General features: G+C 38.3%; 26 protein-coding genes. 23 read left to right on the top strand and 3 right to left on the bottom strand.

Annotated elements, in window-relative coordinates; translation table 11 throughout:
* Window positions 1-288 (top strand): hypothetical protein (locus tag CXF89_RS10825; RefSeq protein ID WP_121954582.1); only part of this gene is annotated, 288 nt, incomplete at its 5' end.
* Between the two features lie 138 nt (window positions 289-426).
* Window positions 427-1191 carry a 2-keto-4-pentenoate hydratase gene (locus CXF89_RS10830; protein WP_121954583.1) on the top strand — a complete coding sequence of 255 codons (765 nt, stop codon included), beginning with the start codon at window positions 427-429 and terminating at the stop codon, window positions 1189-1191.
* A 73-nt stretch (window positions 1192-1264) separates the two neighbouring features.
* Here the strand turns inward: CXF89_RS10830 and CXF89_RS10835 are convergent, their stop codons facing one another.
* Window positions 1265-2128 (bottom strand): delta-class carbonic anhydrase, encoded by an 864-nt coding sequence (locus CXF89_RS10835; protein ID WP_121954584.1) that lies wholly within the window; start codon window positions 2126-2128, stop codon window positions 1265-1267.
* A gap of 103 nt (window positions 2129-2231) precedes the next feature.
* Window positions 2232-2885 carry a DUF6058 family natural product biosynthesis protein gene (locus tag CXF89_RS10840; RefSeq protein ID WP_024591738.1) on the bottom strand — a complete coding sequence of 218 codons (654 nt, stop codon included), beginning with the start codon at window positions 2883-2885 and terminating at the stop codon, window positions 2232-2234.
* A 171-nt stretch (window positions 2886-3056) separates the two neighbouring features.
* On the opposite strand from CXF89_RS10840, the gene dapA reads away from it, so the two are divergent.
* From dapA to CXF89_RS10945, 21 genes are all read left to right on the top strand, one after another.
* The gene (gene dapA, locus CXF89_RS10845) at window positions 3057-3974 is read left to right on the top strand and encodes a 4-hydroxy-tetrahydrodipicolinate synthase (RefSeq protein WP_024591739.1); all 918 of its coding nucleotides are present in this window, start codon (window positions 3057-3059) and stop codon (window positions 3972-3974) included.
* Between the two features lie 118 nt (window positions 3975-4092).
* Entirely contained in the window at window positions 4093-4806 is a 714-nt protein-coding gene (locus CXF89_RS10850) for a beta-ketoacyl synthase chain length factor (RefSeq protein ID WP_180961395.1), read from the top strand.
* Entirely contained in the window at window positions 4799-5581 is a 783-nt protein-coding gene (locus CXF89_RS10855; protein WP_180961397.1) for a lysophospholipid acyltransferase family protein, read from the top strand. Before CXF89_RS10850 ends, CXF89_RS10855 begins: the two co-directional genes overlap by 8 nt.
* Window positions 5578-5835, top strand: coding sequence for a phosphopantetheine-binding protein (locus tag CXF89_RS10860; RefSeq protein WP_007580830.1), 258 nt, complete (start codon window positions 5578-5580; stop codon window positions 5833-5835). Before CXF89_RS10855 ends, CXF89_RS10860 begins: the two co-directional genes overlap by 4 nt.
* A 21-nt stretch (window positions 5836-5856) precedes the next feature.
* Entirely contained in the window at window positions 5857-6102 is a 246-nt protein-coding gene (locus CXF89_RS10865; protein ID WP_002958648.1) for an acyl carrier protein, read from the top strand.
* 4 nt (window positions 6103-6106) lie between these two features.
* Window positions 6107-6673, top strand: coding sequence for a COG4648 family protein (locus tag CXF89_RS10870; RefSeq protein WP_121954585.1), 567 nt, complete (start codon window positions 6107-6109; stop codon window positions 6671-6673).
* Window positions 6666-8030 carry an AMP-binding protein gene (locus CXF89_RS10875; RefSeq protein ID WP_121954586.1) on the top strand — a complete coding sequence of 455 codons (1365 nt, stop codon included), beginning with the start codon at window positions 6666-6668 and terminating at the stop codon, window positions 8028-8030. The genes CXF89_RS10870 and CXF89_RS10875 overlap by 8 nt, the downstream gene beginning before the upstream one ends.
* A complete protein-coding gene (locus tag CXF89_RS10880) occupies window positions 8014-8379 on the top strand; it encodes an ApeI family dehydratase (protein ID WP_121954599.1) in 366 nt (121 codons plus the stop codon). The genes CXF89_RS10875 and CXF89_RS10880 overlap by 17 nt, the downstream gene beginning before the upstream one ends.
* Window positions 8372-9121, top strand: a complete 750-nt coding sequence (locus CXF89_RS10885) for a glycosyltransferase family 2 protein (protein ID WP_121954587.1) — start codon at window positions 8372-8374, stop codon at window positions 9119-9121. The genes CXF89_RS10880 and CXF89_RS10885 overlap by 8 nt, the downstream gene beginning before the upstream one ends.
* Window positions 9111-10079: an LpxL/LpxP family acyltransferase gene (locus CXF89_RS10890; protein WP_101216995.1), complete on the top strand. Its 969-nt coding sequence runs from the start codon at window positions 9111-9113 to the stop codon at window positions 10077-10079. Before CXF89_RS10885 ends, CXF89_RS10890 begins: the two co-directional genes overlap by 11 nt.
* The gene (gene hutH, locus CXF89_RS10895) at window positions 10072-11616 is read left to right on the top strand and encodes an HAL/PAL/TAL family ammonia-lyase (protein ID WP_180961396.1); all 1545 of its coding nucleotides are present in this window, start codon (window positions 10072-10074) and stop codon (window positions 11614-11616) included. The genes CXF89_RS10890 and hutH overlap by 8 nt, the downstream gene beginning before the upstream one ends.
* A complete protein-coding gene (locus CXF89_RS10900; RefSeq protein ID WP_007580812.1) occupies window positions 11609-12037 on the top strand; it encodes an acyl-CoA thioesterase in 429 nt (142 codons plus the stop codon). The genes hutH and CXF89_RS10900 overlap by 8 nt, the downstream gene beginning before the upstream one ends.
* A 23-nt stretch (window positions 12038-12060) precedes the next feature.
* The gene (locus CXF89_RS10905; RefSeq protein ID WP_121954589.1) at window positions 12061-12570 is read left to right on the top strand and encodes an outer membrane lipoprotein carrier protein LolA; all 510 of its coding nucleotides are present in this window, start codon (window positions 12061-12063) and stop codon (window positions 12568-12570) included.
* 46 nt (window positions 12571-12616) lie between these two features.
* A complete protein-coding gene (locus tag CXF89_RS10910) occupies window positions 12617-14857 on the top strand; it encodes an MMPL family transporter (RefSeq protein WP_121954590.1) in 2241 nt (746 codons plus the stop codon).
* 1 nt (window position 14858) lies between these two features.
* Window positions 14859-16097 (top strand): NAD(P)/FAD-dependent oxidoreductase, encoded by a 1239-nt coding sequence (locus CXF89_RS10915; protein WP_121954591.1) that lies wholly within the window; start codon window positions 14859-14861, stop codon window positions 16095-16097.
* Window positions 16085-16645, top strand: a complete 561-nt coding sequence (locus CXF89_RS10920; protein WP_121954592.1) for a DUF3261 domain-containing protein — start codon at window positions 16085-16087, stop codon at window positions 16643-16645. Before CXF89_RS10915 ends, CXF89_RS10920 begins: the two co-directional genes overlap by 13 nt.
* Window positions 16642-17811, top strand: a complete 1170-nt coding sequence (locus CXF89_RS10925; protein ID WP_121954593.1) for a beta-ketoacyl-ACP synthase — start codon at window positions 16642-16644, stop codon at window positions 17809-17811. The genes CXF89_RS10920 and CXF89_RS10925 overlap by 4 nt, the downstream gene beginning before the upstream one ends.
* A complete protein-coding gene (locus tag CXF89_RS10930) occupies window positions 17804-18259 on the top strand; it encodes a hotdog family protein (protein WP_121954594.1) in 456 nt (151 codons plus the stop codon). The genes CXF89_RS10925 and CXF89_RS10930 overlap by 8 nt, the downstream gene beginning before the upstream one ends.
* Window positions 18256-18981 carry a 3-oxoacyl-ACP reductase FabG gene (fabG, locus tag CXF89_RS10935; RefSeq protein WP_121954595.1) on the top strand — a complete coding sequence of 242 codons (726 nt, stop codon included), beginning with the start codon at window positions 18256-18258 and terminating at the stop codon, window positions 18979-18981. The genes CXF89_RS10930 and fabG overlap by 4 nt, the downstream gene beginning before the upstream one ends.
* On the top strand, window positions 18981-20210 hold the full coding sequence (locus CXF89_RS10940) for a beta-ketoacyl-ACP synthase (RefSeq protein ID WP_121954600.1): 1230 nt from the start codon (window positions 18981-18983) through the stop codon (window positions 20208-20210). The genes fabG and CXF89_RS10940 overlap by 1 nt, the downstream gene beginning before the upstream one ends.
* Window positions 20211-20300: 90 nt before the next feature.
* A complete protein-coding gene (locus CXF89_RS10945) occupies window positions 20301-21605 on the top strand; it encodes a DEAD/DEAH box helicase (RefSeq protein ID WP_002958629.1) in 1305 nt (434 codons plus the stop codon).
* Window positions 21606-21636: 31 nt separating this feature from the next.
* On the opposite strand, the gene CXF89_RS10950 is transcribed toward CXF89_RS10945, so the two are convergent.
* Entirely contained in the window at window positions 21637-23136 is a 1500-nt protein-coding gene (locus CXF89_RS10950) for an amidase family protein (RefSeq protein ID WP_121954596.1), read from the bottom strand.
* Window positions 23137-23200 lie beyond the last annotated feature (64 nt).

Consider the following 23200-nt stretch of genomic DNA (forward strand, 5'->3'; position numbering starts at 1 on the left):
CTAAGTTCTCGCATTTATAGTGTTAATGCTTTAGGTGGCTTTGGCATTACAGGCGGCATGGTTATGATCCCATTTATTTTTGGTGTGGGTCTGATTTTTTACAATTCTAAAAATATTTTAGGCTGGGTGCTATCTCTAGGTTCGTTAACCGCACTCATATTTGGCGTTATATCGAGTGTTCGATTTAGTATGCGAACTATGACGTCGTTTGATTTGATTATTATTATAATTTTAGCGTTTGGCGGCTTAGGGCTATTTTTACGATCGCTTAAATCTATTGATACTTAAATAATTACCACGCTTTGTTTTAAATACAATTTTAATTATAGGCATTTAACATGATGTTCCAATGCCTAAACTAATATATTAATAATGTAATCCTTCCTATTTACTGCTTAACCAGTAACGTATTTTAAAGAGATTTATGTGAACAACTCAATACAGCTAAAACTAATTGCTACTCACTTATTAGCACAAAGAGATGAAAACCCAGCACGTTCAAACTTTCCTAAAGAGTTAGTACTAGACTCGACTGACGATGCAATAGAAGTACAAAAGTTGATGATTTACTTAAATGATCAAACTGTATATGGCTGGAAGTGTATGCTGCCTTTAGATAATGGCTCAATTATATTAGCGCCTCTTTTACATGCACCTATAAAACAAGCTGAAAATTGCCCACTGTATACAACAAACAATAAAGCGCTTATTGAACCAGAAATTGCATTTATTTTGCAAAGCGATTTACCAAGTAATAATACCTATACAAATGAAGACGTGGATACTGCATTTGCCAGCGCCCACTTGGCACTTGAGCTTATCCAAAAAAGGTTTGATGAAGACACTCCAAGCACTCACATTGAAAAGTTGGCCGATGGTTTATCTAATCAAGGTGTGTATTTAGGCCCACAAATAGATAAAACCAAAGCGTATAACGCAAGTACTGTAAATATTAACGTTAAGCAAACTGAGCTGGAGTTAAACCTAGCAGGTGTGCATCCTGCAGAGCTTGCGCAGCTTCCACTTTATTGGGCGGTTAATTACTTATCAGCAAAGGGAATTAATTTAAAAGCAGGGCAAGTGTTTATAACTGGTTCTTACTGTGGTGTTGTTGAGCTTAATACCAATGAGCAAACATGTATTACATATGAAGATTTAAATACATTTAATGTGACATTTTTATCCCATTAAGCGTAATACTCATTTTAACGGTCATAATAAAACAACCCACTAATTAGCGGGTTGTTTTTTATTTGGCTAAATTTTAATTATTGATTTTAGAGAGTAATGCAGGATTTATTACGAGATTTCGTACGCCGTGAGCATGATCTTCATTAAAGGTGTTACTTTCACACCATTTGCCAACACTGTTTATATCAACCTTTGCTACTTTTGGTTTAACTGACCATGTTACTTGAAAAGGAGAGCCTGCTTCGTTGTAACTAGGACCAGTAGTTGAACCGCTATAAACAACCGGTTTACCCGTATTTGTAGGTGTAGCAATAGCTTGATAGTAACCATTAACAGATGACACGGTGCTTATTTCAGCAAAATCAAGTGCGTTAGCATCGTTTACTAATACATATACTTGGGCTTCAACACGTAGTTGCGGATTTTTAATCGAATCACTTAAGCAGCTACCCAAGGTAGGGCCTGGTTTTACAATTGCTGACGTATGAACGTTGTGAACCTCAATGGTATCGCCAACTAAAAGCGCGCCGTGATCGCTCGGACAAATTTCAATTTTTGCTGGTTTACTTTCACTTTTAGTTAAAGAGCCTGAATATAAGTAGCCACTTTTAAAGCCTTTTCCATTACCATTTCCGGCATATTTACTAAACTCGCCACCGGTATGTTCAGCATTTTTATGAAAGTGTATATTACATAAGTTCATATTTGATGAAGTTGGGGCATGAGAGAAAACTACGGTGTTTTCGCCTTTATAATTATCAATATTGCGTGGAGATTGTGGGCCAAAGCCTTTATTCGCAGTGTTTTTAGCAAGTGCTGCACGCTGCATTTTTATTATGTCGTCATTTGCTATTTCGTGGTTAACTTTAGCTAGCGTATTAAAAGACAGGATAGTGATTACAGCAGAAATTACACTTATTTTTGTTTTGATTGTCATTGAGTCAGTGCCTTTAAATCATGTTTTACGTAACAATTAAGTTAACAGATCTTGTTTTTCGTAAAATAATCCTAAAATGATAAATAATCAAACTATTGCAAAACTATTTTATAGATAAGTCGTATTTTAAGATAAGTGCATCTATATAGCGGGTGCGTAATGTGTGTTGTTTTTCATGATCGGCGCCATGCCCTAATGCTTTGTTTAAAAGCTTCATCGCGGGGTGCAGTAGCGCTCTTTCTTCTTGGTTTAAGCTCGCTTTACTGCGCAGTTCTGTAATGTCGTCAACTAATAGCCTGCCAATATCTACCGAGACTATTTCGTCTATTAATCCATTTTGAGTAAGTACGCCGTACTTACTGCATAAAAACTGTTGCCAAATTTGCTGCAAATGCTCGTCTATTTCGCAGCCAAATAGCTCTTCGCTAAACGTAAATCCTTGCTGAGCGAGTTTAGTTAGGCTTGCAGTATATTGCTGTGCAAAATAATTAAAAGCATGGCTTGATGATTCTATTTTTTGTTTTAAAAGACCTTGACCCCAATTAACACAGCCGCGCGGGTAATAGTCGTCATACTCTTCGCATTCATACAAACCTGAATATGAGCTGCAGCTAAGTTGACTTTTAATACAGTAACTTGGTTTTGGGAAAACACTTCGCTCTTGCCAAGCTAAAAGTGTATCTGCATCTATATTTAATGCTTGGCACAGTTCATCGGTGTTATAAAAATGAGTTGCTAAGTAGTCAGATAAACGCATAAAGCCTCTGGTATCGTTAAAAATAAAACACTGTTCATATATACAGTTATTCATTTTGTATTACCAAACTCAATAACACAAGAAATTTTATAATTAAATGTAGGCTTACACCTCCAAAAGTACCGGCAATTATGTTACAAATAGCGCAAGTTTTATAAATAATGATTTTTTATGCGCACCCTAGACCAAATTAAACAAGCAAGCCTTATTACAGCTATTAAAACGCCATACTTAGCAAACGGTGAAATAGACCTAGCAAAGTACGATGAACTCGTAGAAATACAAATTGCAGCAGGCGTTGACGGCATTGTAGTTGGTGGCACAACAGGCGAAGGCCAGTTAATGAACTGGGAAGAGCATTTAATGCTTATAGCGCACAGTGCAAACAAGTATGGTGACAAACTGGTTATTGTTGGTAATACCGGTAGTAACAACACCCGTGAAGCGATTAAAGCAACTAAATATGGCTTTGCCAGCGGTATGGATGCAGCACTGCAAATTAATCCATATTACGGACGTACGTCTATTGCGGGTGTTAAAGAGCACTTTAAACGCGTACTTGATATTGGACCTGCCTTTATTTACAACGTAGCAGGGCGAACAGGTCAAGACCTAACACCTGATATTATTGAGCCACTCGCTAAACATGAATATTTTATTGGTGTAAAAGAGTGTGGCGGTAATGAACGTATTGCCCATTATGAACAACAAGGTATTGCATGTTGGTCGGGTAACGATGACGAAAGTCACGATGCGCGCCACACACATAAAGCGCACGGTGTTATTTCGGTTACTTCTAACTTAATACCTGGGTTATTTCGTCAGTTAATGGATACGCCAAGTAACGAGCTAAATGCGTCGTTACAACCATTGATGAACTGGTTGTTCTGTGAACCAAACCCGATTGCTATTAATACCGCGTTGATGATGACTGGCGCAGTAAACCCTGTATTTAGATTACCGTATTTACCGCTTAGTGATGAGCAGCAAGCTCAAGGCGAAGTATTAATTAATGAGTTAAATAACAACGATGTTGTTGGCGGCACAGCTAAGTGTATAAAGCAGGACGATATAGCCCTCCTTTCCTAGCAATATGAGCAAGCACTGAACAAAGTGTTAGTTCAGTGCTTTTTGTTAATGATTATTTACTTCTATTGCTAAAATCGGTAAAATTCCCTCTCTTATATCTTATAAAATATGCAGAGCTGTGAAATTTGTTGTTGAAGAACTCGCTATATGGATAAAGCCCGAACAGCGACAAATAAAAGAGAGTAATTGGTTTGATTCCTCCGTATTAAATCTTAGTTGGGTGCCTGCTATGCAGCGACGCCGAATGACTTCCTTTATTAAAATGGCACTCTTTAGTGCTCATCAAGTAAGCACTCAAGGTAACTATGTTAATTTACCGAGTGTTTTTTCTTCTCGCCACGGTGATTTTCACAAAACGTCTAACTTACTTATTGATGTAGTAAATGATCAGCCACTGTCGCCCACTGGTTTTGGGTTAAGTGTGCATAATGCCGCATCGGGACTTTTTGGGATAATACAGGGTAATACAAGTGCTACAAATGCTATAGCTGCAGGAGCCGAAAGCTTTATTTATGCACTCGTAGATGGCTTTGTAAGACTTGCTGATAACGATCAGCAACACATGTTAATAGTTTATACCGACGAGACTCTCCCCGATATTTACGCTCAGTACGCCGATGAACAGCAAATAGCACACTCTATTGGTTTAATAATAAGAGCGCCGCAAAAAGGCGAACCCCATTTTAGTTTAAACAAAGTATTTAATACGGGCATGGAAAAAAGCGACTTACCAATGAGTATTCAATGCGCTAAAGCTTTGTATGAGCGAAGCAATATATTACTTGTTCATAACACGCTTGAGCACGATTGGCAGCTTACATACCATGCTTAAAAATGTACAAAGGTTATGTGGGTTGATTTGGCGGATTATTGCTACTGCATTTTGCTTTTCAGTTTTTGGGGTTGGTGGTTTAGTATTAGCCTTTATTGTTTTTCCTGCTCAGCGCCTATTTCAAAGTGACTCAGTTAAACAAAAGATTAAGGCTCGAAAAACAGTACATTACAGCTTCAAATGGTTTGTTAGTTTAATGCATGTAACGGGCGTTATTCGATTTCATGTCAACGATAAAGCAAAAATTGAAGGCTTAAAAGGGCAACTGATATTAGCAAATCATCCTTCTTTAATTGATGTTGTTGTTTTAATTTCGGTAGTAAAAAATGCAGATTGCGTAGTAAAGGCGCATTTATTTAAAAATCCTTTTATGCGCGGCGTTATTAAAAGCACCGGCTATATAAGTAATGACGATCCGCAGGAGCTATTACGAGAATGCGAGCGCAGTTTGCAAAAGGGTAATAACTTAATTGTATTTCCTGAAGGGACACGGACAGAGCCTCACAAAACATTAAAGTTTAAACGAGGCGCTGCAAATATTGCAATTAGATGTCATGCGCCCATTACTACTTTTTTAATTAAAATGAAGCCAAACACTTTAACCAAAGGCACACCTTGGTATAAAGTCGCGCCATATCAGGCGCATTTTACAATGGGGCTTGCGAGCCAGCAGTTTAATTGTGCAACGTACGACAGCGATATGCCTGCGATGCAATCACGCCAATTGACTAAAGATTTACAACATTATTTTACACAAGAGCTAAAAAATATATGAGCGAATTAAAAGAACAAATAAAACAACTGATTATCTCAAGCCTTGACCTTGAAGACATGACCACTGCTGACATACAAGATGATGACGCTTTATTTGTAGATGGCCTAGGACTAGACAGCATAGATGCATTAGAGCTTGGTCTTGCGATAAAGAAGCAATTTGATGTGAAAATAGATGCAAACTCTGATCAAACTAAAGCGCACTTTGCCTCAGTTAATTCTTTAGCAAAATTTATTGAACAAGCACGTTCTTAATATATAAAAGTAGGAAGAAAGATGAAAACCGCTGCTGAAATTTATGATGTATTACACGGCATTTTAGAAAACGAATTTGAAATAGACCCAGAAGATATTAGCTTAGAGGCTAACCTGTACCAAGATCTTGATTTAGACAGTATTGATGCAGTTGACTTAGTTGTGAAATTAAGAGAAATCACAGGTAAAAAAATTGAGCCTGATGCCTTTAAGCTTGTGCGCACAGTGCAAGACATAGTCACCGAAATAGAAAAGTTAGTTAACTAATACTATGTTAAAAGCAGTTTTAACAACGTTAATTATGATTTGCTTGGCTTGCTACCCTATTATTGTGTACGTAGGCCTTACGCGTTTTAATAGTCAGATTATTACAGTATTACTGCTATTTTTACTCGGGCTTAGACTTTGGTTAAGCAGAGCCTTGTTTGATAAAATGCCGTGGTTAAAGCCCGCTACATTTTTAGCAGCCATTACTATTTTGATTTCCAAGATAATGGATAGCGACTTAGGGCTGCGTTTGTATCCCGTAATCATTAATTTAGTTATGTTAGTTGTGTTTGCGTATTCTTTGTATAAAGGGCCTTCTATTATTGAAACCTTTGCGCGCATTACTGAGCCCTCACTTGATGAAAACGGTGTAATTTATACAAAAAAAGTAACGCTAGTGTGGTGTGTTTTTTTTGTATTAAACGGTGGTATTGCCCTGTACACCAGTATTTTTAGTAGCCTAGAAACCTGGGCTTTTTATAATGGTTTTATTGCTTACTTAGCTATGGGCACATTGTTTGCTATAGAGTGGCTAGTCAGACAAAAAGTAAAAAGGAACGCCGGTGTTTAATGCTTTTCAAAGTAATGCGATAAGAACATGTTTTAATCATACTGATAATGATATTTCGGAGCGTCAGTTTGTTAGTGATATAAACGAAGTTTTAGCAAAGCTATCAACGTTAAATGCTAAATCATCGGTTGTTTTATACACCACAGACACCTACAAATTTGCCGTGTACTTATTTGCTTTGGCACTACACGGAAATACAGTGATTTTGCCGCCTAATGGGCAACCTGCAACGTTAAACTCCTTGCTTAAACAAACACCTTTTTTTATTGGTGAGTCTGAATTAGTAGCCGATTTAGAGGCTGATTTTTTAGATATAGGAACCTTAGTCAATCAACCCCACTTTGTATCTATTGAAACAATTAAATGGCCTCAAGAAGGCACAATTGTTTTTTACACGTCGGGCTCGTCGGGTAAAGCAAAGCCAATTGTAAAAACGTGGCAGGTAATAAATAAAGAATTAAGTACATTAATTAATAGCTACGCACTGATTGATAATCCTATTTTTATAGCGAGTGTTTCGCATCAGCATATATACGGCTTATTGTTTAGATTATTGTGGCCATTACGTGCAGGAAAGGTTGTAAATACAGAGCTATTGCATTACCCAGAACATATAGCTACAAAGCTCAAGTTATTTAAAAAAGTAGTGTTTGTTTCAAGCCCAGCGCAGTTAAAACGGTTATGTATTGATAATGTTTTAGTGGATGATAAGTCTCATTTACAATGGATTTTTTCATCAGGTGGACCGCTATTAAACGAAGATGCTGTATCGTTGTTTACGCAATTAAATAAACCAGTTACACAAGTTTTTGGTAGTACCGAAACCGGTGGTATTGCATATCGACAAGTTACTTCACTTGAAAAGGTTAGCCTTTGGCAGCCATTTTCGGGTATTAAAGTACGGGCTTTGGACGATCAGCGTTTAATTTTAAACTCACCGCTCGTTCGCGACAAAAATTACCCTTTAGATGATAGAGGCGAAGTACTTAAAAATGGTCAATTTAGATTATTAGGCCGATTCGACCGAATTATAAAATTAGAAGAAAAGCGATTAAGTTTAGATGAGCTAGAACAACATTTGTGTACTAGTGAGTGGGTAAGTGAAGCTAAAGTAATCGCCTTGCCTGGTGAGCGATTAATTGTAGGCGCTATTGTTGTGCTTAAGCATAAAGGGCAGATGTTTTTTAATGGTGACGGTAAGTTAGCTACAAATAATTTATTAAAAGCGCATGCATTAGCGCGCTTTGAGCGAATTTGTATCCCTAAAAAGTGGCGTTTTGTAGAGCAATTACCATACAACTCACAGGCAAAGTTAAATTTAAAAGCATTGGAGAGTCTTTTTGCAAAAGTTGACTAAAACACAGCCTGATTTACTGTCTTGTGAAAAAGCAGAGCAAAAGTATAAATTAAGCTTATTAGTTCCTCATGATTTAGATTATTTCAAAGGACATTTTACGGATGGCCCAATACTCGCAGGTGTTGTGCAATTAGACTGGGCTGTGGCTGCAATTTGTAAATATTATAATGTTCAGCAACCTGTTAAAAATGTTGAAGTATTAAAATTTCAGGTAGTGATTACCCCAGGTATAACAATCGAATTATTGCTAGAGCAAAAAGCAGAGAATAAATATACCTTTTCGTATAATTCAAACAAAGGACAGCATGCATCTGGCCGTGTTATTTTTGATAGCCTGATAAATGAATAACTTTTGTATTGTTATCCCAAATTATAATCACATTACGGTTATTGATGATGTACTGAGCAAATTATCGTCATTTAATCTTCCTATTATTATGGTTGATGACGCAAGCAACGTCGAAGCTAAAAATGTGTTTAGTAAGCTTGATGCAAAACACGCGCAGTTGAGTGTAGTTACCCACGACGATAATCAAGGCAAAGGCGGCGCGGTACAAACCGGCTTAAAGCAAGCATATAAGCTAGGTTTTTCGCATGCGATACAGGTTGATGCTGATGGTCAGCATGACTTATCTGATATTAAAAAACTAATAGCGCTTTCAAACGCTCAGCCTAAAGCGCTTATAAGCTGTTGCCCAATATATGACGATTCAGTGCCTAAACACCGTTATTTAGCACGTTATTTAACGCATGTTTGGGTATGGATTGAAACGTTAAGTTTTACAATTGTAGATTCAATGTGTGGCTTTAGAGTATATCCGCTTGAGCCAAGTACAAAGCTAATTGATGAGGTATCGCTTGGAAAACGCATGGATTTTGACCCCGAAATTTTAGTGCGTTTATATTGGCGCAATGTGCCTTTTGTATTTTTACCTAGCCAAGTAATTTACCCCGAAAATGGGCTTTCTCATTTTCAGCCATTACACGATAACGTGCGTATTTCGTGGTTGCACACTCGCTTATTTTTTGGAATGTTGATTCGCTCTCCTGTGTTAATTTGGCATAAATTAAAGAGGCGTTATGGCCGCTAAACACTGGTCTAAAATGCAAGAGCGCGGTAATTTCTTAGGTATTCAAATACTGTTATTTGCTCATAAATTACTGGGTAGAAAAGGGCTGTGGATTGTTTTGTTTCCTGTGGTTTTTTATCTTTTTTTAACAGGAAAAGTAGCGCGTGTAGCATCTAAAGCGTTTTTAGCGCAGGTTAATGTTTACCAAGGCTGCAAACAACCTGTTACGTTTAAAATGCAATTAACGCACTTTTGCAGTTTTGCAGATAGCGCATTAGATAAAATTGATGCTTGGCTTGGGCGAATAACTCAACGTGATATTAAATACACTAATGAGCATTTATTTGCTGAGCTAGATGAGCAAAATCAAGGGGCTATTTTTATAGGTTCCCACTTGGGTAATTTAGAGGTATGCAGGGCACTTAGCCAGCACCGCAGCAGTAAAAAAATAAATGTACTGGTGTTTACCCATCACGCTGTTGAATTTAATAAAATGCTTAAAAAGATTAACCCAGATGTGTCGGTTAATTTAATACAAGTGACTGATATGGGGCCTGACTTAGCTATTTTACTAAAAGAAAAAGTAGAGCAGGGAGAAATAATCGTTATTGTTGGCGACAGAACAAGCACAACAACGGCTTCTCGGTCGGTACAGGTACCATTTTTAGGCAAAAATGCCCCATTTTCACAGGGGCCTTTTATATTAGCCGCGCTGCTTGATTGCCCTGTTTACTTTTTGTTTTGTTTAAAAGATAAAAAAAGCAAAAAGTATCAAGTGATATTTGAACATTACAGCCAATCATTAAAAATGCCTCGACGAGAGCGACAGCAGGCGCTAACACTTATTATTACTGACTATGCACAGCGTTTGAGTTATTACGCAGCTTTATATCCTTATCAGTGGTTTAATTTTTACGATTTTTGGAAAAGTGATCAGCAGGTAGTGCGCGATCAATCAATGGAGAATAAGTGTGACTGAACAAAATATACAGCTTTTTGGCAATCAGCGATTATCAATTGAAGATATTGTTCGAGTTGCCTTTAATAAAACACAAGTGCAATTAAATAGCTGTGAAAATTTTAGCGTTAAAATTAATAGCGCTTTGCGTTTTTTAGACACACTTTTAAAAGAAGATGGCGTAATTTACGGCGTTACTACTGGTTACGGTGATTCTGTAACGGTGGCTGTACCCCTTGATTTAGTTGATGAATTACCTCTGCATTTAACTCGCTTTCACGGCTGTGGACTTGGGGATGTATTTAATAAAGTGCAAGGGCGTGCAATTTTAGCGACCCGCTTAACATCACTTTCACAGGGCTACTCTGGTATTAGCTGGGAAATGCTGCACCTACTTAAAGATTACTTAAATAACGATATAGTGCCTGTGATCCCGCAAGAAGGGTCAGTAGGTGCCAGTGGCGATTTAACACCGTTATCTTACGTTGCAGGTGCGATGGTAGGCGAGCGTGATGTGTTTTACAAAGACCAAGTACGTAACAGTGCAGAAGTTATGAAAGAAGTTGGCTTAGAACCACTAACACTAAGGCCAAAAGAAGGTCTTGCCGTTATGAATGGCACAGCGGTAATGACTGCATTAGCGTGTTTAGCGTTTGATAGGGCTAATTACTTAGCTAAACTGGCGAGCCGTATTACTGCATTATCAAGCTTAGCGCTTAAAGGAAATAGCCATCATTTTGATGAGATATTATTTTCAGTTAAGCCACATCCTGGGCAGCAGCAAATTGCACGTTGGATAAGAGACGATTTAAACCATCACGATCACCCTCGTAATGCAGACAGACTTCAAGATAGGTATTCAATCCGTTGTGCACCCCATGTTATTGGTGTTCTGCAAGACAGTCTGCCGTTTTTTAGGCACATGATAGAAAACGAGCTTAATTCAGCAAACGATAACCCAATAATTGACGGCCAAGGTGAGCATGTATTACACGGCGGGCATTTTTACGGAGGCCACATTGCAATGGCAATGGATAGCATGAAAACAGCCGTTGCAAACCTTGCTGATTTAGCCGACAGACAAATCGCTTCTTTGGTTGATACTAAGTACAACAATGGGCTACCTTCAAACTTGTCTGATAGCGCACCAGAGCGCCGTTATATTAATCATGGTTTTAAAGCTGTTCAAATTGGCTGTAGTGCTTACACAGCAGAGGCATTAAAACTAACCATGCCGGCCAGCGTTTTTTCTCGCTCTACGGAGTGTCATAATCAAGATAAAGTGAGTATGGGGACTATTGCGTCTCGCGATTGTTTACGAATTTTACAACTAACAGAACAAGTGTTAGCAAGTACGTTATTAGCCAGTATTCAAGGTGTTAGATTACGTATAAAACAAGGCGATCTTGAGTTTTCGACTTTAACGCAAGATATGCAAAACATGTATACCGATATAACTGATTACTTTGAAAACCTCACTGAGGATAGACCAATGGAAGCCGTGCTAAGGCAAACAATAGGGTATATTCAAACTAAACGTTGGGCGTTGTATGAATAGTAAAGGTGCATTATTAACGCATGTTGTAGAAATTGAAATTCCATTTCATGACTGCGATCCAATGAATGTTGTATGGCATGGTAACTACCCACGTTACTTAGAAGTAGCGCGCTGCGAGTTACTGCGTTTATTTGATTATGATTACCCACAAATGCATGAATCGGGCTACGCGTGGCCTATTGTTGATATGCAAATAAAGTATGTCGCCTCAGCAGTATTTACTCAAAAAATTAAAGTAGCGGCTTATTTAAAAGAATACGAGAATAGACTACGGATTGATTACGTAATCACTGACTCGCTAACTAATAAGCGCCTTACTAAAGCCTCAACCACGCAAGTTGCGGTTGAGGTTAGCTCCAAAGAAATGCAATTTGAATCACCCGCTATTTTATTTAATAAGTTAAAAGCGGTTTTGAATTAAATTTTTATTTTATAGGCGATTAAATGAATTTATTAAAATGTTTTACATTGAGTGTAGCCATTAGCTTTTTACTGTTTTGCTCTGTAGTAAATGCAGCACCAATTAAAGGTGAGTTTAAGCAATATAAGCAATTTAATGGATTTGCTAAACCTTTTATTTCGTCGGGTGTTTTTTCGTTAATTGATGAAAAGCTCATTTGGCAAGTGAAAATGCCTGTTGAGAGTATGCTCATAATAGAAAACGGCAAAGTGCTTGCACAAAATGCCAATGGTGAGTTAATACCACAACCCGGTAGCGAGCAATTTGTAGGATTACTGAGTGACTTACTTAGCGTAAATATGAGTGCGCTGGAAACACGTTTTGATATTGCTAAAATGCAAGACAGTTGCACACAGTTAACACCAAAAGAAGCGATGCTACAGCAATTATTTAGTGATTTTATTTTATGTGAAACTGCTAAGCAAGTGAGCAGTATTACACTAAATGAGCACTCAGGAAATAACACAAAAATTGAGTTTACTTATTCCAAATAAAATTATGTTTTTAAATAATGCAGTGGTTAATTAAGGGAATAGTGCAGTGACAAAACGAATTACCGTTATTGTAGGGTGGTTTAGCAGTTTAATTTTACTTTTTGCTGCAGCTTTTTGGCTGTCTAAACCAACGTTTAGCGCCGATATGTTTAGCTTATTGCCAAAGTCGCATTCCCAAATTGCACATGCGGAAGATGTTTTTTTTCAGCAAAATGCTAACCGTATTATGTTCTCGTTTGCAGGAAGTAATAAAAATAAAGCATTTGATGATTTCCAAAAATGGCTTGACGATAATGCAATTAAAAGCACATTTAACTTTCCGTCCGTTAACGATTTAGCGCAAACATTCTCACCTTTCAAACATGCGTTATTAAGTGATACTTACAAGCAAACATTAAGCAAAAAAACAACGTTTGAACATTATTACCTTGAGCAATTAAATCAGTTAGGCAACCCATTTGTAAGTGCTACCTTAAGCAAAGATACAAGTTTGAGCTTAGCGGCATTTATAGAAGATAACTTAAAACAAAGCCAATTGTTTACGCTTGAACAAGGTCGTTTAACTCGACGTTTGAATGGCGTTGAATACCGTGTCATTTTGGCAAACTTAGCGCCCGAAAATTTAGGGGTTAATAAATCAATTGATTTAGCTGGCGCGATAATTAAACAGATCAATATACTTAATAAAACCTACCCTGATTTAAGCATTACTTACTCTGGTGTGCTATTTCATACGGCTGAAAATGCTAAACAAGCTAAATACGAGATGAGCCTGTTTGGTGGCATTAGCTTATTAGCTCTTATTGCTATGGTATTTTGGGTATTTAGGCGTTTAAACAGTATTTTATTAGCAAGCTTTACCGTACTGAGCGCACTTATTGGTGGCGCTATTGCTATGGTGTTGCTGTTTAATACTATTCATTTATTAACGCTTGTTTTTGCAGTTACCTTGATTGGTATTGCCATTGATTATGCATTCCATGGTATGACTGACTTAGCCAAAAAAGAGCATGAAAAAGGCTACAGCAAAGGGACACAATCTGCGCTTTTACTCTCTCTTATTACGACTACGTTGGGTTATTGCTGCTTACTAGGTGCACCACTAACGTTATTATCTCAAGTTGGTGTGTTTGTTATTGCGGGTTTAGTGAGTGCTTGGCTATTTACAGTTTTAGTTTTGCCATTGTGGCAATCTACACTCAGGTTATCGCCTTCGAGTTTATTGATGAGTCAAAAGCTCATTAAGGTTTTTTTATACTGCAATAGTTTAAAGAAACCAATACTCATTACGTTATTAGTCCTTATAAGTGCGTTATTTTTAATAAAACCTATTAGCTTTAATGATGATGTAAAGCTATTAAATGCAAGTTCCGAACATTTAATGCTAAACGAAAAAAAGCATTTGTTATTACTTGGGCAATGGGACACCCAAATTGTTTTTATGTTTGCAGATAGCGACGAAGCGCTTTTACAAAAACAAGAACAATTTTTAAAACGCTTAACCCAACTAAACCCTAATTTTAAATATAATAGCATTAGCCATTGGTTGCCTAGTTTACAAAAGCAGAGCGATAACCAAGCCTTGTTTGAACAGGCTAAAAACAAAGGGACTTTGGATATTGCAGAGCGCGTTACAGGGCAAGCGTTAGTAAGTACAAAGGCACCGTTATTAACTTATGAAACACTCGCCACGAGTACATTTAAACCATTACTGCTTTCTCAAATGGTTGTTGAGTCAGAACAATCGATAACGTGGGTGTCTATTTCGGGTATTTCATCTGATCAACTAATTAATGAGGTTGAAAAAAACAATGGAATTTACCTTTATAATAAACCTAAACAAATTAGTGCTTTATTAAGTGATTACCGTGAATATTTACTATTAAGCCTAGTGCTTGCGGGTTTTATTAGTTGGCTGCTTTTTAGTTGGCGATTTACGATTAAGATAGCGCTGCTGCAGGTGACCATTTTATCTGTTGTGGTGTTGAACATGCTTTGGGTATGTAATGCGATTCAAGGTAGCTTGTCGTTATTTAATTTACTCGGTGCGTTACTTGTTATTGCCTTAGCAATTGATTACCTCGTTTTTTATCAAATAAATAAGTTAGAGCCCAAAAATGTGTTAGCGATTAGCTTATCGGCTGCGTCATCAATGTGGGTATTTGGCATGTTGAGTGCATCTGATACACCGGCTATTTTTAGCTTTGGGCTGAGTGTAATGGTAGGGATTTTAGCTATTTACTTTTTATCACCGCTGAGTGTTTTAAAGCCTCAAAAGGAACAATAATTTGAATAACCTTGAGCAGTACGATGTTGTTGTTATTGGCGCTGGGCCTTCTGGTGCATTGGCTAGTAGTCTTTTAGTTCAAAAGGGATGGCGGGTGCTGGTACTTGAACAGCAGGCGTTTCCACGTTTTTCAATTGGTGAAAGCTTACTGCCGCAATGTATGGCGTTCTTAGAAGAGGCGGGCTTAATCGATATACTGCATGACAATGCAGCGGCTTTAGGTTTTCAGTTTAAAGATGGCGCTGCTTTTCATCGGGCAGGGCAAAATACAACTATAAATTTCACTGAAAAATTTACTAAAGGCCCAGGCACTACGTATCAAGTGAAAAGAGCCGACTTTGACAAATTATTAGCAGACAAAGCACAAGGACAAGGCGTAGAAATCAGATATAAGCACACGGTGGTTGACTACTGTGATGAGCCAAATGGTGCATCATTAGTGGTACACAATGAGCAGCAGCAAGCTTATCGCGTTAATGCCCGATTTGTATTGGACGCAAGTGGCTTTGGGCGTGTATTACCAAAACTGTTAGATTTAGAGCTTCCTTCTAACTTTCCTGTTCGAAGCGCTTATTTTAGTCACTTTAAAGACAATATTAGTGATACAAGCTTCGATCGAAATAAAATTTTGATTACCGTACACCCACAATATTCAGACGTGTGGTATTGGCTTATTCCCTTTAGTGATGGTACTGCGAGTATTGGGGTTGTGGCGCAGTCAGAGCGTTTTAATGATGATGAATCTAGCGATTTACTAAATCAATTTATAGAGCAAGACCCTTATTTAAAAACACTGTTAGCACAGCGTGAGTTATTAACTCCAGCAAAAAATATAAAAGGCTACTCGGCAAATGTGAGTAAGTTATATGGTAAGCACTTTGCTTTATTGGGTAATGCGGGGGAATTTTTAGACCCGGTATTTTCATCAGGTGTAACAATTGCACTCAAATCTGCAAATTTAATTGCCCCACTTGTTGATAGCTATTTAAAAAACGAAGTCGTCGATTTTGACGCTCACTATGCACAGCCATTACAAGCTGGAGTCGATTGTTTTAGAACATTTGTAACAGGATGGTACGATACGCGTTTTCAGGATGTAATATTTTACTCTGAGCAAAATACTCAGGTACGAGAAATGATTAGTGCTATTTTAGCGGGCTACGCATGGGATACAAATAACCCATTTGTTGCACAAAGTGAACGCCGTTTAAATGTGTTGGCTCAGTTATGTCAAAATTAATTAAGTATGCGGTGTGTAGTGTATTCATATTTGCTGTATTGAGCGCCTGTACGAGTTTTACAGCATCTAAAAATAGAGTGTATCTATCACCTAATATTCAATTAAATATTAATAGCGTGCCAGCACAAATGTTTGATAAGTCTTGGCAGCATGTTTTGTATATTACGAATCAGCAAAAAACACATACTGTATTTGCCCAATTAGCTATAAATGACAAAGGTGCAATTAAGTTATTGTTAATGACAGTACAAGGCTTTCCAATTATGGAGCTTGAAAAACCTTTAAATGGCCCGGTAAAAACACGAAATATGCTGGCGGTAGAAGGGATAGACCCTCATTATATCTTGGCGGATATTGCATTAGTACATTGGCCAGTAGCATTTTTACAAAAGCAGTTAGAGGGTGCTTTAATAGAGCAGGTTGGCTCTAATCGGGAAGTATTTAACGATGAGGGTACATTTATTACCATTGACTATAGTGATGAGTCGACAACGTTGAACAATATTTTACATCAGTATCAAATAACATTTAAAAAGGTAGAACAGTGACATATTGGCTGAATGATTTAGGCATTGTGAGTGCGATGGGCATAGGCCAAGATGCAACCACAACAAGCTTAAATAAATATAACCCTGCAACTCCTTTATTAACTTTAAATAAAAGTTTAAGTGCTGAGCAAACCCCGCTGTATGTCGGGCAAGTTCAGTCTATTGCTTTATCAAATAATAAACGTATCAATACATTTATTGATCTAGCTTTAGAGCAGATTAAGCCAACCTTAGATAAACTTTCGCATATTGATAAGTCGCGTATCGCAATTGTAATGGGTACTAGTACATCAGGTATTCATGATGGCGAAAGAGCACGTAAAAGCTATGAAAGTACAAAACTCTGGCCTGATGACTTTAGTTACAGTGATCAAGAGTTAGCAACACCCGCTCATTACATTGCACATAAAATAGGGGCTCTAGGGCCTTGTTACAGTATTTCTACTGCGTGCACGTCGAGTAGCAAAGCGTTAATTAGCGCTCGAGCTTTGCTAAATGCTGATTTAGCCGATGTGGTAATTTGTGGTGGTGCGGATAGTTTGTGCCAATTAACAATTAATGGCTTTGACTCGCTCGCTTCTTTAAGCTCGGGTTTATGCCAGCCTTTTTCTAGCACCAGAGACGGCATTAATATTGGTGAAGGGGCCGCTTTATTTGTAATGACTAAAAATAAGCCAATAACAAATAACGGCGTTACGTTACTAGGCAGTGGCGAAAGCTCAGATGCGCATCATATGTCAGCCCCCGATCCTAATGGGATGGGCGCCCAAGCCTCAATGGAAAAAGCACTAAAAAGCGCAAAATTATCCTGTGGTGATATTGATTATATTAACGCTCACGGTACGGCTACTGTAAAAAATGACGAAATGGAAGCACTTGCAATTAATCGCGTGTTTGGCAACAATACCCCGCTTAGCTCAAGTAAGCATTTAACAGGGCATACTCTTGGTGCTGCAGGCGCCATTGAAGCCGGTATATGTTGGTTATTATTAAAAGACAGCGGCCAACATATGCTGCCGTATAACGCGATTAAAGAAGGCAGTGATTTGGCTGATATAAAAATAATAAAACAAGCGTTTAAGCCCGCTCTTAAATACTGCTTATCTAATTCATTTGCGTTTGGCGGTAATAATGCCAGCTTAATATTGGGAGTTAACGTTGACTAATTACCCTATAGAGCAAGTAGTCCCGCATGATGCGCCTATGATTTTAATAGATAGCCTTTTAACACACAGCGAAGATGAAGCTCAATGCGGCGTTACTATCTCTGAGCAAAGCCCTTTTTTTAGTCCTGCATTTAACGGCGTACCTAGCTATATTGGTGTTGAGTACATGGCGCAGTCTATTGCCGCTTACGCTGGTGCGTTAGCGAATGATGAAAATAAACCTGTAAAAATTGGTTTTTTAATTGGCACGCGAAAATATCAAACTTATCAACCGTGTTTTAAAAACGGCAGTAAGCTGACTATTGAAGTGAAAAAGCTATATCAAGAAGAGTCAGGTTTAAGTGTATTTGAATGCCAAATACTCGTGTGTGAAACTCTACTTTGCCAAGCAAAAATTAATGTATTTCAGCCTGAAAACCCGTTGGAATTTATAAGAGAAAATCAATGACAAAAAGAATTTTAGTTACGGGTTCAAGCCGTGGTATTGGTAAAGCTATTGCGTTAAAACTTGCTGAGCAAGGGTTTGATATTGCCGTACATTGCAGAGCGGGTGTTGAGCAAGCTCAAGCAACATGCGATGAAATTAATGCATTAGGTAGAGTCACCAGTTTATTACAATTTGATGTATGTGACAGAGAGCAGGCCAAAGCACAAATAATAGAAGATATAGCTCAGCATGGCGCTTATTATGGCGTGGTGTGTAATGCAGGTATTACTAACGATATGGCATTTCCTGCTATGCAAGGGGAAGACTGGGATTGTGTAATACGTACAGGCCTTGATGGGTTTTATAATGTAGTACACCCAACTGTAATGCCTATGGTACAAAGCCGTAAAGGTGGGCGAATAATTACAATGTCATCGGTGTCAGGTATTGCAGGTAACCGAGGACAAGTAAATTATAGTGCAGCAAAAGCCGGTATTATTGGGGCCACTAAAGCACTTGCATTAGAATTGGCAAAACGCAAAATCACAGTTAATTGTGTGGCACCTGGTTTAATAGAAACCGCGATGACTGATGAATTACCTATTGATGAAATGATGAAAATGATACCCCTTAAACGCATGGGGAGCGTTAAAGAAGTTGCGGGAACAGTCGCTTTTTTAATGTCTGATGATGCAGCTTACATAACACGCCAAGTGATTTCGGTTAATGGTGGCATGGTTTGATTAAACGCGTTGTTGTAACAGGGATGTCGGTGGTCACTGCATTGGGTGATGATTGGTCTGAATTCAAACAAGCCTTAATTAAAGGCGAAAATGCGGTTGTTACTATGCCAGAGTGGGATATAGCTGACGACCTCAATACTCGTTTAGCCGCGCCAGTTAAACACTTTGAGCGACCAAGTCATTACAAACGAAAACAAATCCGTTCAATGGGGCGAGTGTCACTTATGTCAACTCGTGCTACTGAATGCGCACTTGAACAAGCCAAACTACTCGAGCACGAAAGTCTAACAGATGGCTCTACGGGCATAGCGTATGGCTCATCTACGGGCTCTACTGAGCCACTACTCGCCTTTGCAAATATGATGGAAACGGGGTCGATGTCAGGTGTAACAGCCACGAGTTACATTAAAATGATGGCGCATACTGCCCCTGTAAATGTTGGTGTGTTTTTTGGTTTAAAAGGGCGTGTTATAACAACAAGCTCTGCTTGTACATCGGGATCTCAAGGAATAGGCTTCGCCTATGAAGCGATTAAGTTTGGCCGACAAAAAATAATGGTGGCTGGTGGAGCAGAGGAATTATGCATCACAGAGGCTGCAGTATTTGATACGCTTTATGCAACATCTACAAAAAATGAAACACCAAAACAAACACCAAGACCTTTTGATAAAAATCGCGATGGCTTAGTGATAGGCGAAGGCGCGGGTACACTTATTTTAGAAGAATACGAACATGCAAAAGCGCGCGGAGCAACAATATTAGCTGAGGTGGTTGGTTTTGGCTGTAATTCTGATGGACAGCACGTTACTCAACCAACATCAAAAACAATGCAACTAGCGATAGAAATGGCACTGCAAGATGCCAATTTAGAACCAGAAAAAATTGGTTACGTTAATGCTCATGGTACATCAACAGATAAAGGTGATATTGCCGAGTCTCACGCAACGTTTAAAGCATTGGGCAGCAAACCTATTAGCTCGTTAAAAAGTTATTTGGGGCATACATTAGGTGCTTGTGGTGCAATAGAAGCATGGGCAAGCATTAATATGATGGCTGATAACTGGTTTGCACCAACAATTAATTTAGATAACGTTGATGACGAATGTGCTCAGCTTGATTACATAAGGCATCAAGGGCGTGAGATTAATACCGATTACGTGATGAGTAATAACTTTGCGTTTGGTGGTATTAACACCTCTTTAATATTTAAACGCTATAAAGTAGATTAAACACGTTAAAAGATAAGTTATGACTAACTGTTAGCTCGTTTTTACTGTATAATTTGCGACCCTTGATAATGTGGCCGTAGGTTATACAGCATGAATTTTAAATCTTTTAGTTTCGCTCCTGAAATCATCCAGGCGTTGGACGAACTTAACTATCACACCCTTACGCCCATTCAGCGCGCAGCAATTCCTGCTGTTCGTAAAGGTAAAGACGTTTTAGCCAGTGCACAAACTGGTACCGGCAAAACTGCCGCGTTTGCTTTACCTATCATCCAAAAATTGGTTGAGTCTGAACTCAGCACAACTAATGCACCTCATGCATTAGTACTTGCTCCAACGCGTGAACTTGCAGAACAAATTGCAAATAATTTTAGAGATTTTGCAAAGCATACATCACTTAAAGTCGTTAGCTTATTTGGTGGTGTTAGCACTGCCGGCCAAGCAAATGCTTTAAAAGAAGGTGTAGATATTGTTGTTGCAACGCCAGGTCGTTTATTTGATCATATTCGTTTAGGTAACTTAAGCCTTGCAAGTGTTAAGCACCTTGTTCTTGATGAAGCTGACCGTATGCTTGATATGGGCTTTATTGAAGATATGCAAAACGTTATTAAAAGCTGTGCAGAAGAGCGCCAGATTTTACTTTTCTCTGCTACATTCCCTGCAGCAATTAAACAATTTGCATCTAAAGTATTGAAACAAGCTGAAATAGTGCGTGTTGATCAAACTAACAGTACAGCAAGCACCGTTGAGCATGTTGTTTACCCAGTTGAAGAACGTCGTAAGCAAGAGCTACTTTCTGAATTGATTGGTAAGAAAAACTGGCAACAAGTGCTTGTCTTCGTAAACATGAAAGAAACAGCTGATGAGCTTGTTAAAGAGCTTAACCTTGATGGTATTCCGGCAGGCGTTTGCCACGGTGATAAATCTCAAGGTAACCGTCGTCGTGCTTTACGTGAATTTAAAGAAGGCAAGGTACGCGTATTAGTGGCTACAGAAGTGGCTGCTCGTGGTATTGATATTGATGGTTTACCTCGTGTAATTAATATTGATTTACCATGGCTTGCAGAAGATTACGTTCACCGTATTGGCCGTACAGGTCGTGCTGGTCGCCAAGGCCAAGCAATCTCATTTGTTAGCCGCGAAGAAGAAAACACTTTGTTTGAAATTGAAACGCTAATCGGCCAAAAAATCAAACGTGTATATTTAGAAGGTTACGAAGTAAGTAATCGCGAAGTACTAATTGATAAAATTGGTAAAAAACCAGCGCATTTACGCCGTACACGTTCTAACAAGTTATCAGGACAAGCAACCGGTGAAGCGAGAGCAGTAAATCGCTCACGTATTTCAAGCGTTCGTAAAAGCTTAAAAGGCGAAAAACTGTCACTTAAAAAGTCATAGTTAACGCCGTTTAGTTTAAAAAAACCTGAGCTTACTCAGGTTTTTTTGTGCCTGGTGATAACACCTCATCAATAATATTTGCGTATAAATAAGCCGCTTGCTCGTCCTCTTTATTTGCTATTATGGACAAACCAACCGGTAAACCACTTACTTTTCCGACTGGTAGGGTTATGTGCGTTGTGCCAGCAATAGCAGATAACGAACTACTACTTCCATTAAAATTATCACCATTAACTAAGTCAGTTTTCCAGGCGGGGGATACTGTAGGCGCTATAACAATATCAAGCTTGTTGTTTTTATATACATTAACAATGGCTGTCGTTGCTAAAGTGCGATAGCGTTCTTTAGTCTCCTGATATTTTTGTTTGTTAGTTAAATCAATAGCCTGCGATTGAACAAGGATATCTTGCTCAAAGTGGGGCATTTCTGTTTTTTTATTTTGAATATTAAAATTAATAAGTGCTTTTAGGCTTTTAACAGCCACTTGTGTTGGAGTGCTTGCGAGGTAGTGATTAATTTCGGCTTTAAAGTCGTAGAGTAAAATATAGTATTCATCAGCAAATAGCGTATCTAAGTTATCAGTAATATCTACATTAATAACAGTATGTCCAGCCTGTTTTAATGCTTGTAACTGCTTGGCATAAAGGCGCTGCGTTTCAATTGTAAATTTATCGCTAGGTAGCGCACCAATAATAAGTGATGATTTTGATTTTAGATTACCTGTTTTTAATTCAAACCCTGTAGTTGTCGTATCAAGAGAGTCCTCACCTTGCAAAACAGATAAAACCAGTAGCGAATCTTTAAGTGAATGCGCCATCGGCCCTACTGAATCTTGGCTACTTGAAAGAGGCACAACACCTGAGCGTGATACTTGGCCCATACTCGGTTTTATTGCATAAACTCCATTTACTGAGGCAGGGCACGTAATTGAACCGTCTGTTTCAGTCCCTAATGCTATAGGCGCAAAGTTAAGTGCTACCGCAACAGCAGAACCTGCGCTAGAACCACATGGATTACGTGTTACATCGTGCGCATTATGTGTTTGTCCTCCTACGGCACTCCAGCCTGAAGATGAATAGGATGAACGAAAATTTGCCCATTCACTTAAATTAGCTTTGCCTAAAATTATAGCGCCCGCATTACGTAGTTGTTTAACAACAAAAGCATCATTATCAGTAACGTTATTTTTAAGTGCTAAAGAGCCAGCCGTTGTGGGAAGTGTGCCTTTAGTTTCTATATTATCTTTAAGAAGTACAGGTATTCCATGTAATGGCCCAGCCCAAGTTCCTTTGACGGCAAGTTCATCTAACGTTTTAGCTTGAGCAATCGCTGTAGGCTCTAAACTAATAACCGCATTATAGTGTGGATTAAGTTTATTAATTCGGTCTATATAATTTTGGGTGAGTTGCTGTGCATTAATAGAATTATTTTTATATGCACTGTGAATTTCATCGATGGTTTTTAGTTCTTGTGCTTTAGCGTTAAAAATTGCCAATACACTAAGCAACGAAAAGGTAAATGTTTTGATCATTATTGAGGTGCTTAAGGTGTTATTATTTTCTATACATTTAGCACAAAAAAGCCTCACAAAGTGA

The organism is Pseudoalteromonas sp. MelDa3 (assembly GCF_002863625.1).
GTDB classification, from domain to species: Bacteria; Pseudomonadota; Gammaproteobacteria; order Enterobacterales; family Alteromonadaceae; genus Pseudoalteromonas; species Pseudoalteromonas arctica.

What these genes read in the sequence shown, in the direction of transcription:
- CXF89_RS10835 (WP_121954584.1), bottom strand. Translation starts at nt 2,128, where the DNA reads ATGACAATCAAAACAAAAATAAGTGTAATTTCTGCTGTAATCACTATC.
- CXF89_RS10840 (WP_024591738.1), bottom strand. Translation starts at nt 2,885, where the DNA reads ATGCGTTTATCTGACTACTTAGCAACTCATTTTTATAACACCGATGAA.
- dapA (WP_024591739.1), top strand. Translation starts at nt 3,057, where the DNA reads ATGCGCACCCTAGACCAAATTAAACAAGCAAGCCTTATTACAGCTATT.
- CXF89_RS10855 (WP_180961397.1), top strand. Translation starts at nt 4,799, where the DNA reads ATGCTTAAAAATGTACAAAGGTTATGTGGGTTGATTTGGCGGATTATT.
- CXF89_RS10860 (WP_007580830.1), top strand. Translation starts at nt 5,578, where the DNA reads ATGAGCGAATTAAAAGAACAAATAAAACAACTGATTATCTCAAGCCTT.
- CXF89_RS10865 (WP_002958648.1), top strand. Translation starts at nt 5,857, where the DNA reads ATGAAAACCGCTGCTGAAATTTATGATGTATTACACGGCATTTTAGAA.
- CXF89_RS10870 (WP_121954585.1), top strand. Translation starts at nt 6,107, where the DNA reads ATGTTAAAAGCAGTTTTAACAACGTTAATTATGATTTGCTTGGCTTGC.
- CXF89_RS10885 (WP_121954587.1), top strand. Translation starts at nt 8,372, where the DNA reads ATGAATAACTTTTGTATTGTTATCCCAAATTATAATCACATTACGGTT.
- CXF89_RS10890 (WP_101216995.1), top strand. Translation starts at nt 9,111, where the DNA reads ATGGCCGCTAAACACTGGTCTAAAATGCAAGAGCGCGGTAATTTCTTA.
- CXF89_RS10900 (WP_007580812.1), top strand. Translation starts at nt 11,609, where the DNA reads ATGAATAGTAAAGGTGCATTATTAACGCATGTTGTAGAAATTGAAATT.
- CXF89_RS10905 (WP_121954589.1), top strand. Translation starts at nt 12,061, where the DNA reads ATGAATTTATTAAAATGTTTTACATTGAGTGTAGCCATTAGCTTTTTA.
- CXF89_RS10920 (WP_121954592.1), top strand. Translation starts at nt 16,085, where the DNA reads ATGTCAAAATTAATTAAGTATGCGGTGTGTAGTGTATTCATATTTGCT.
- fabG (WP_121954595.1), top strand. Translation starts at nt 18,256, where the DNA reads ATGACAAAAAGAATTTTAGTTACGGGTTCAAGCCGTGGTATTGGTAAA.
- CXF89_RS10945 (WP_002958629.1), top strand. Translation starts at nt 20,301, where the DNA reads ATGAATTTTAAATCTTTTAGTTTCGCTCCTGAAATCATCCAGGCGTTG.
- CXF89_RS10950 (WP_121954596.1), bottom strand. Translation starts at nt 23,136, where the DNA reads ATGATCAAAACATTTACCTTTTCGTTGCTTAGTGTATTGGCAATTTTT.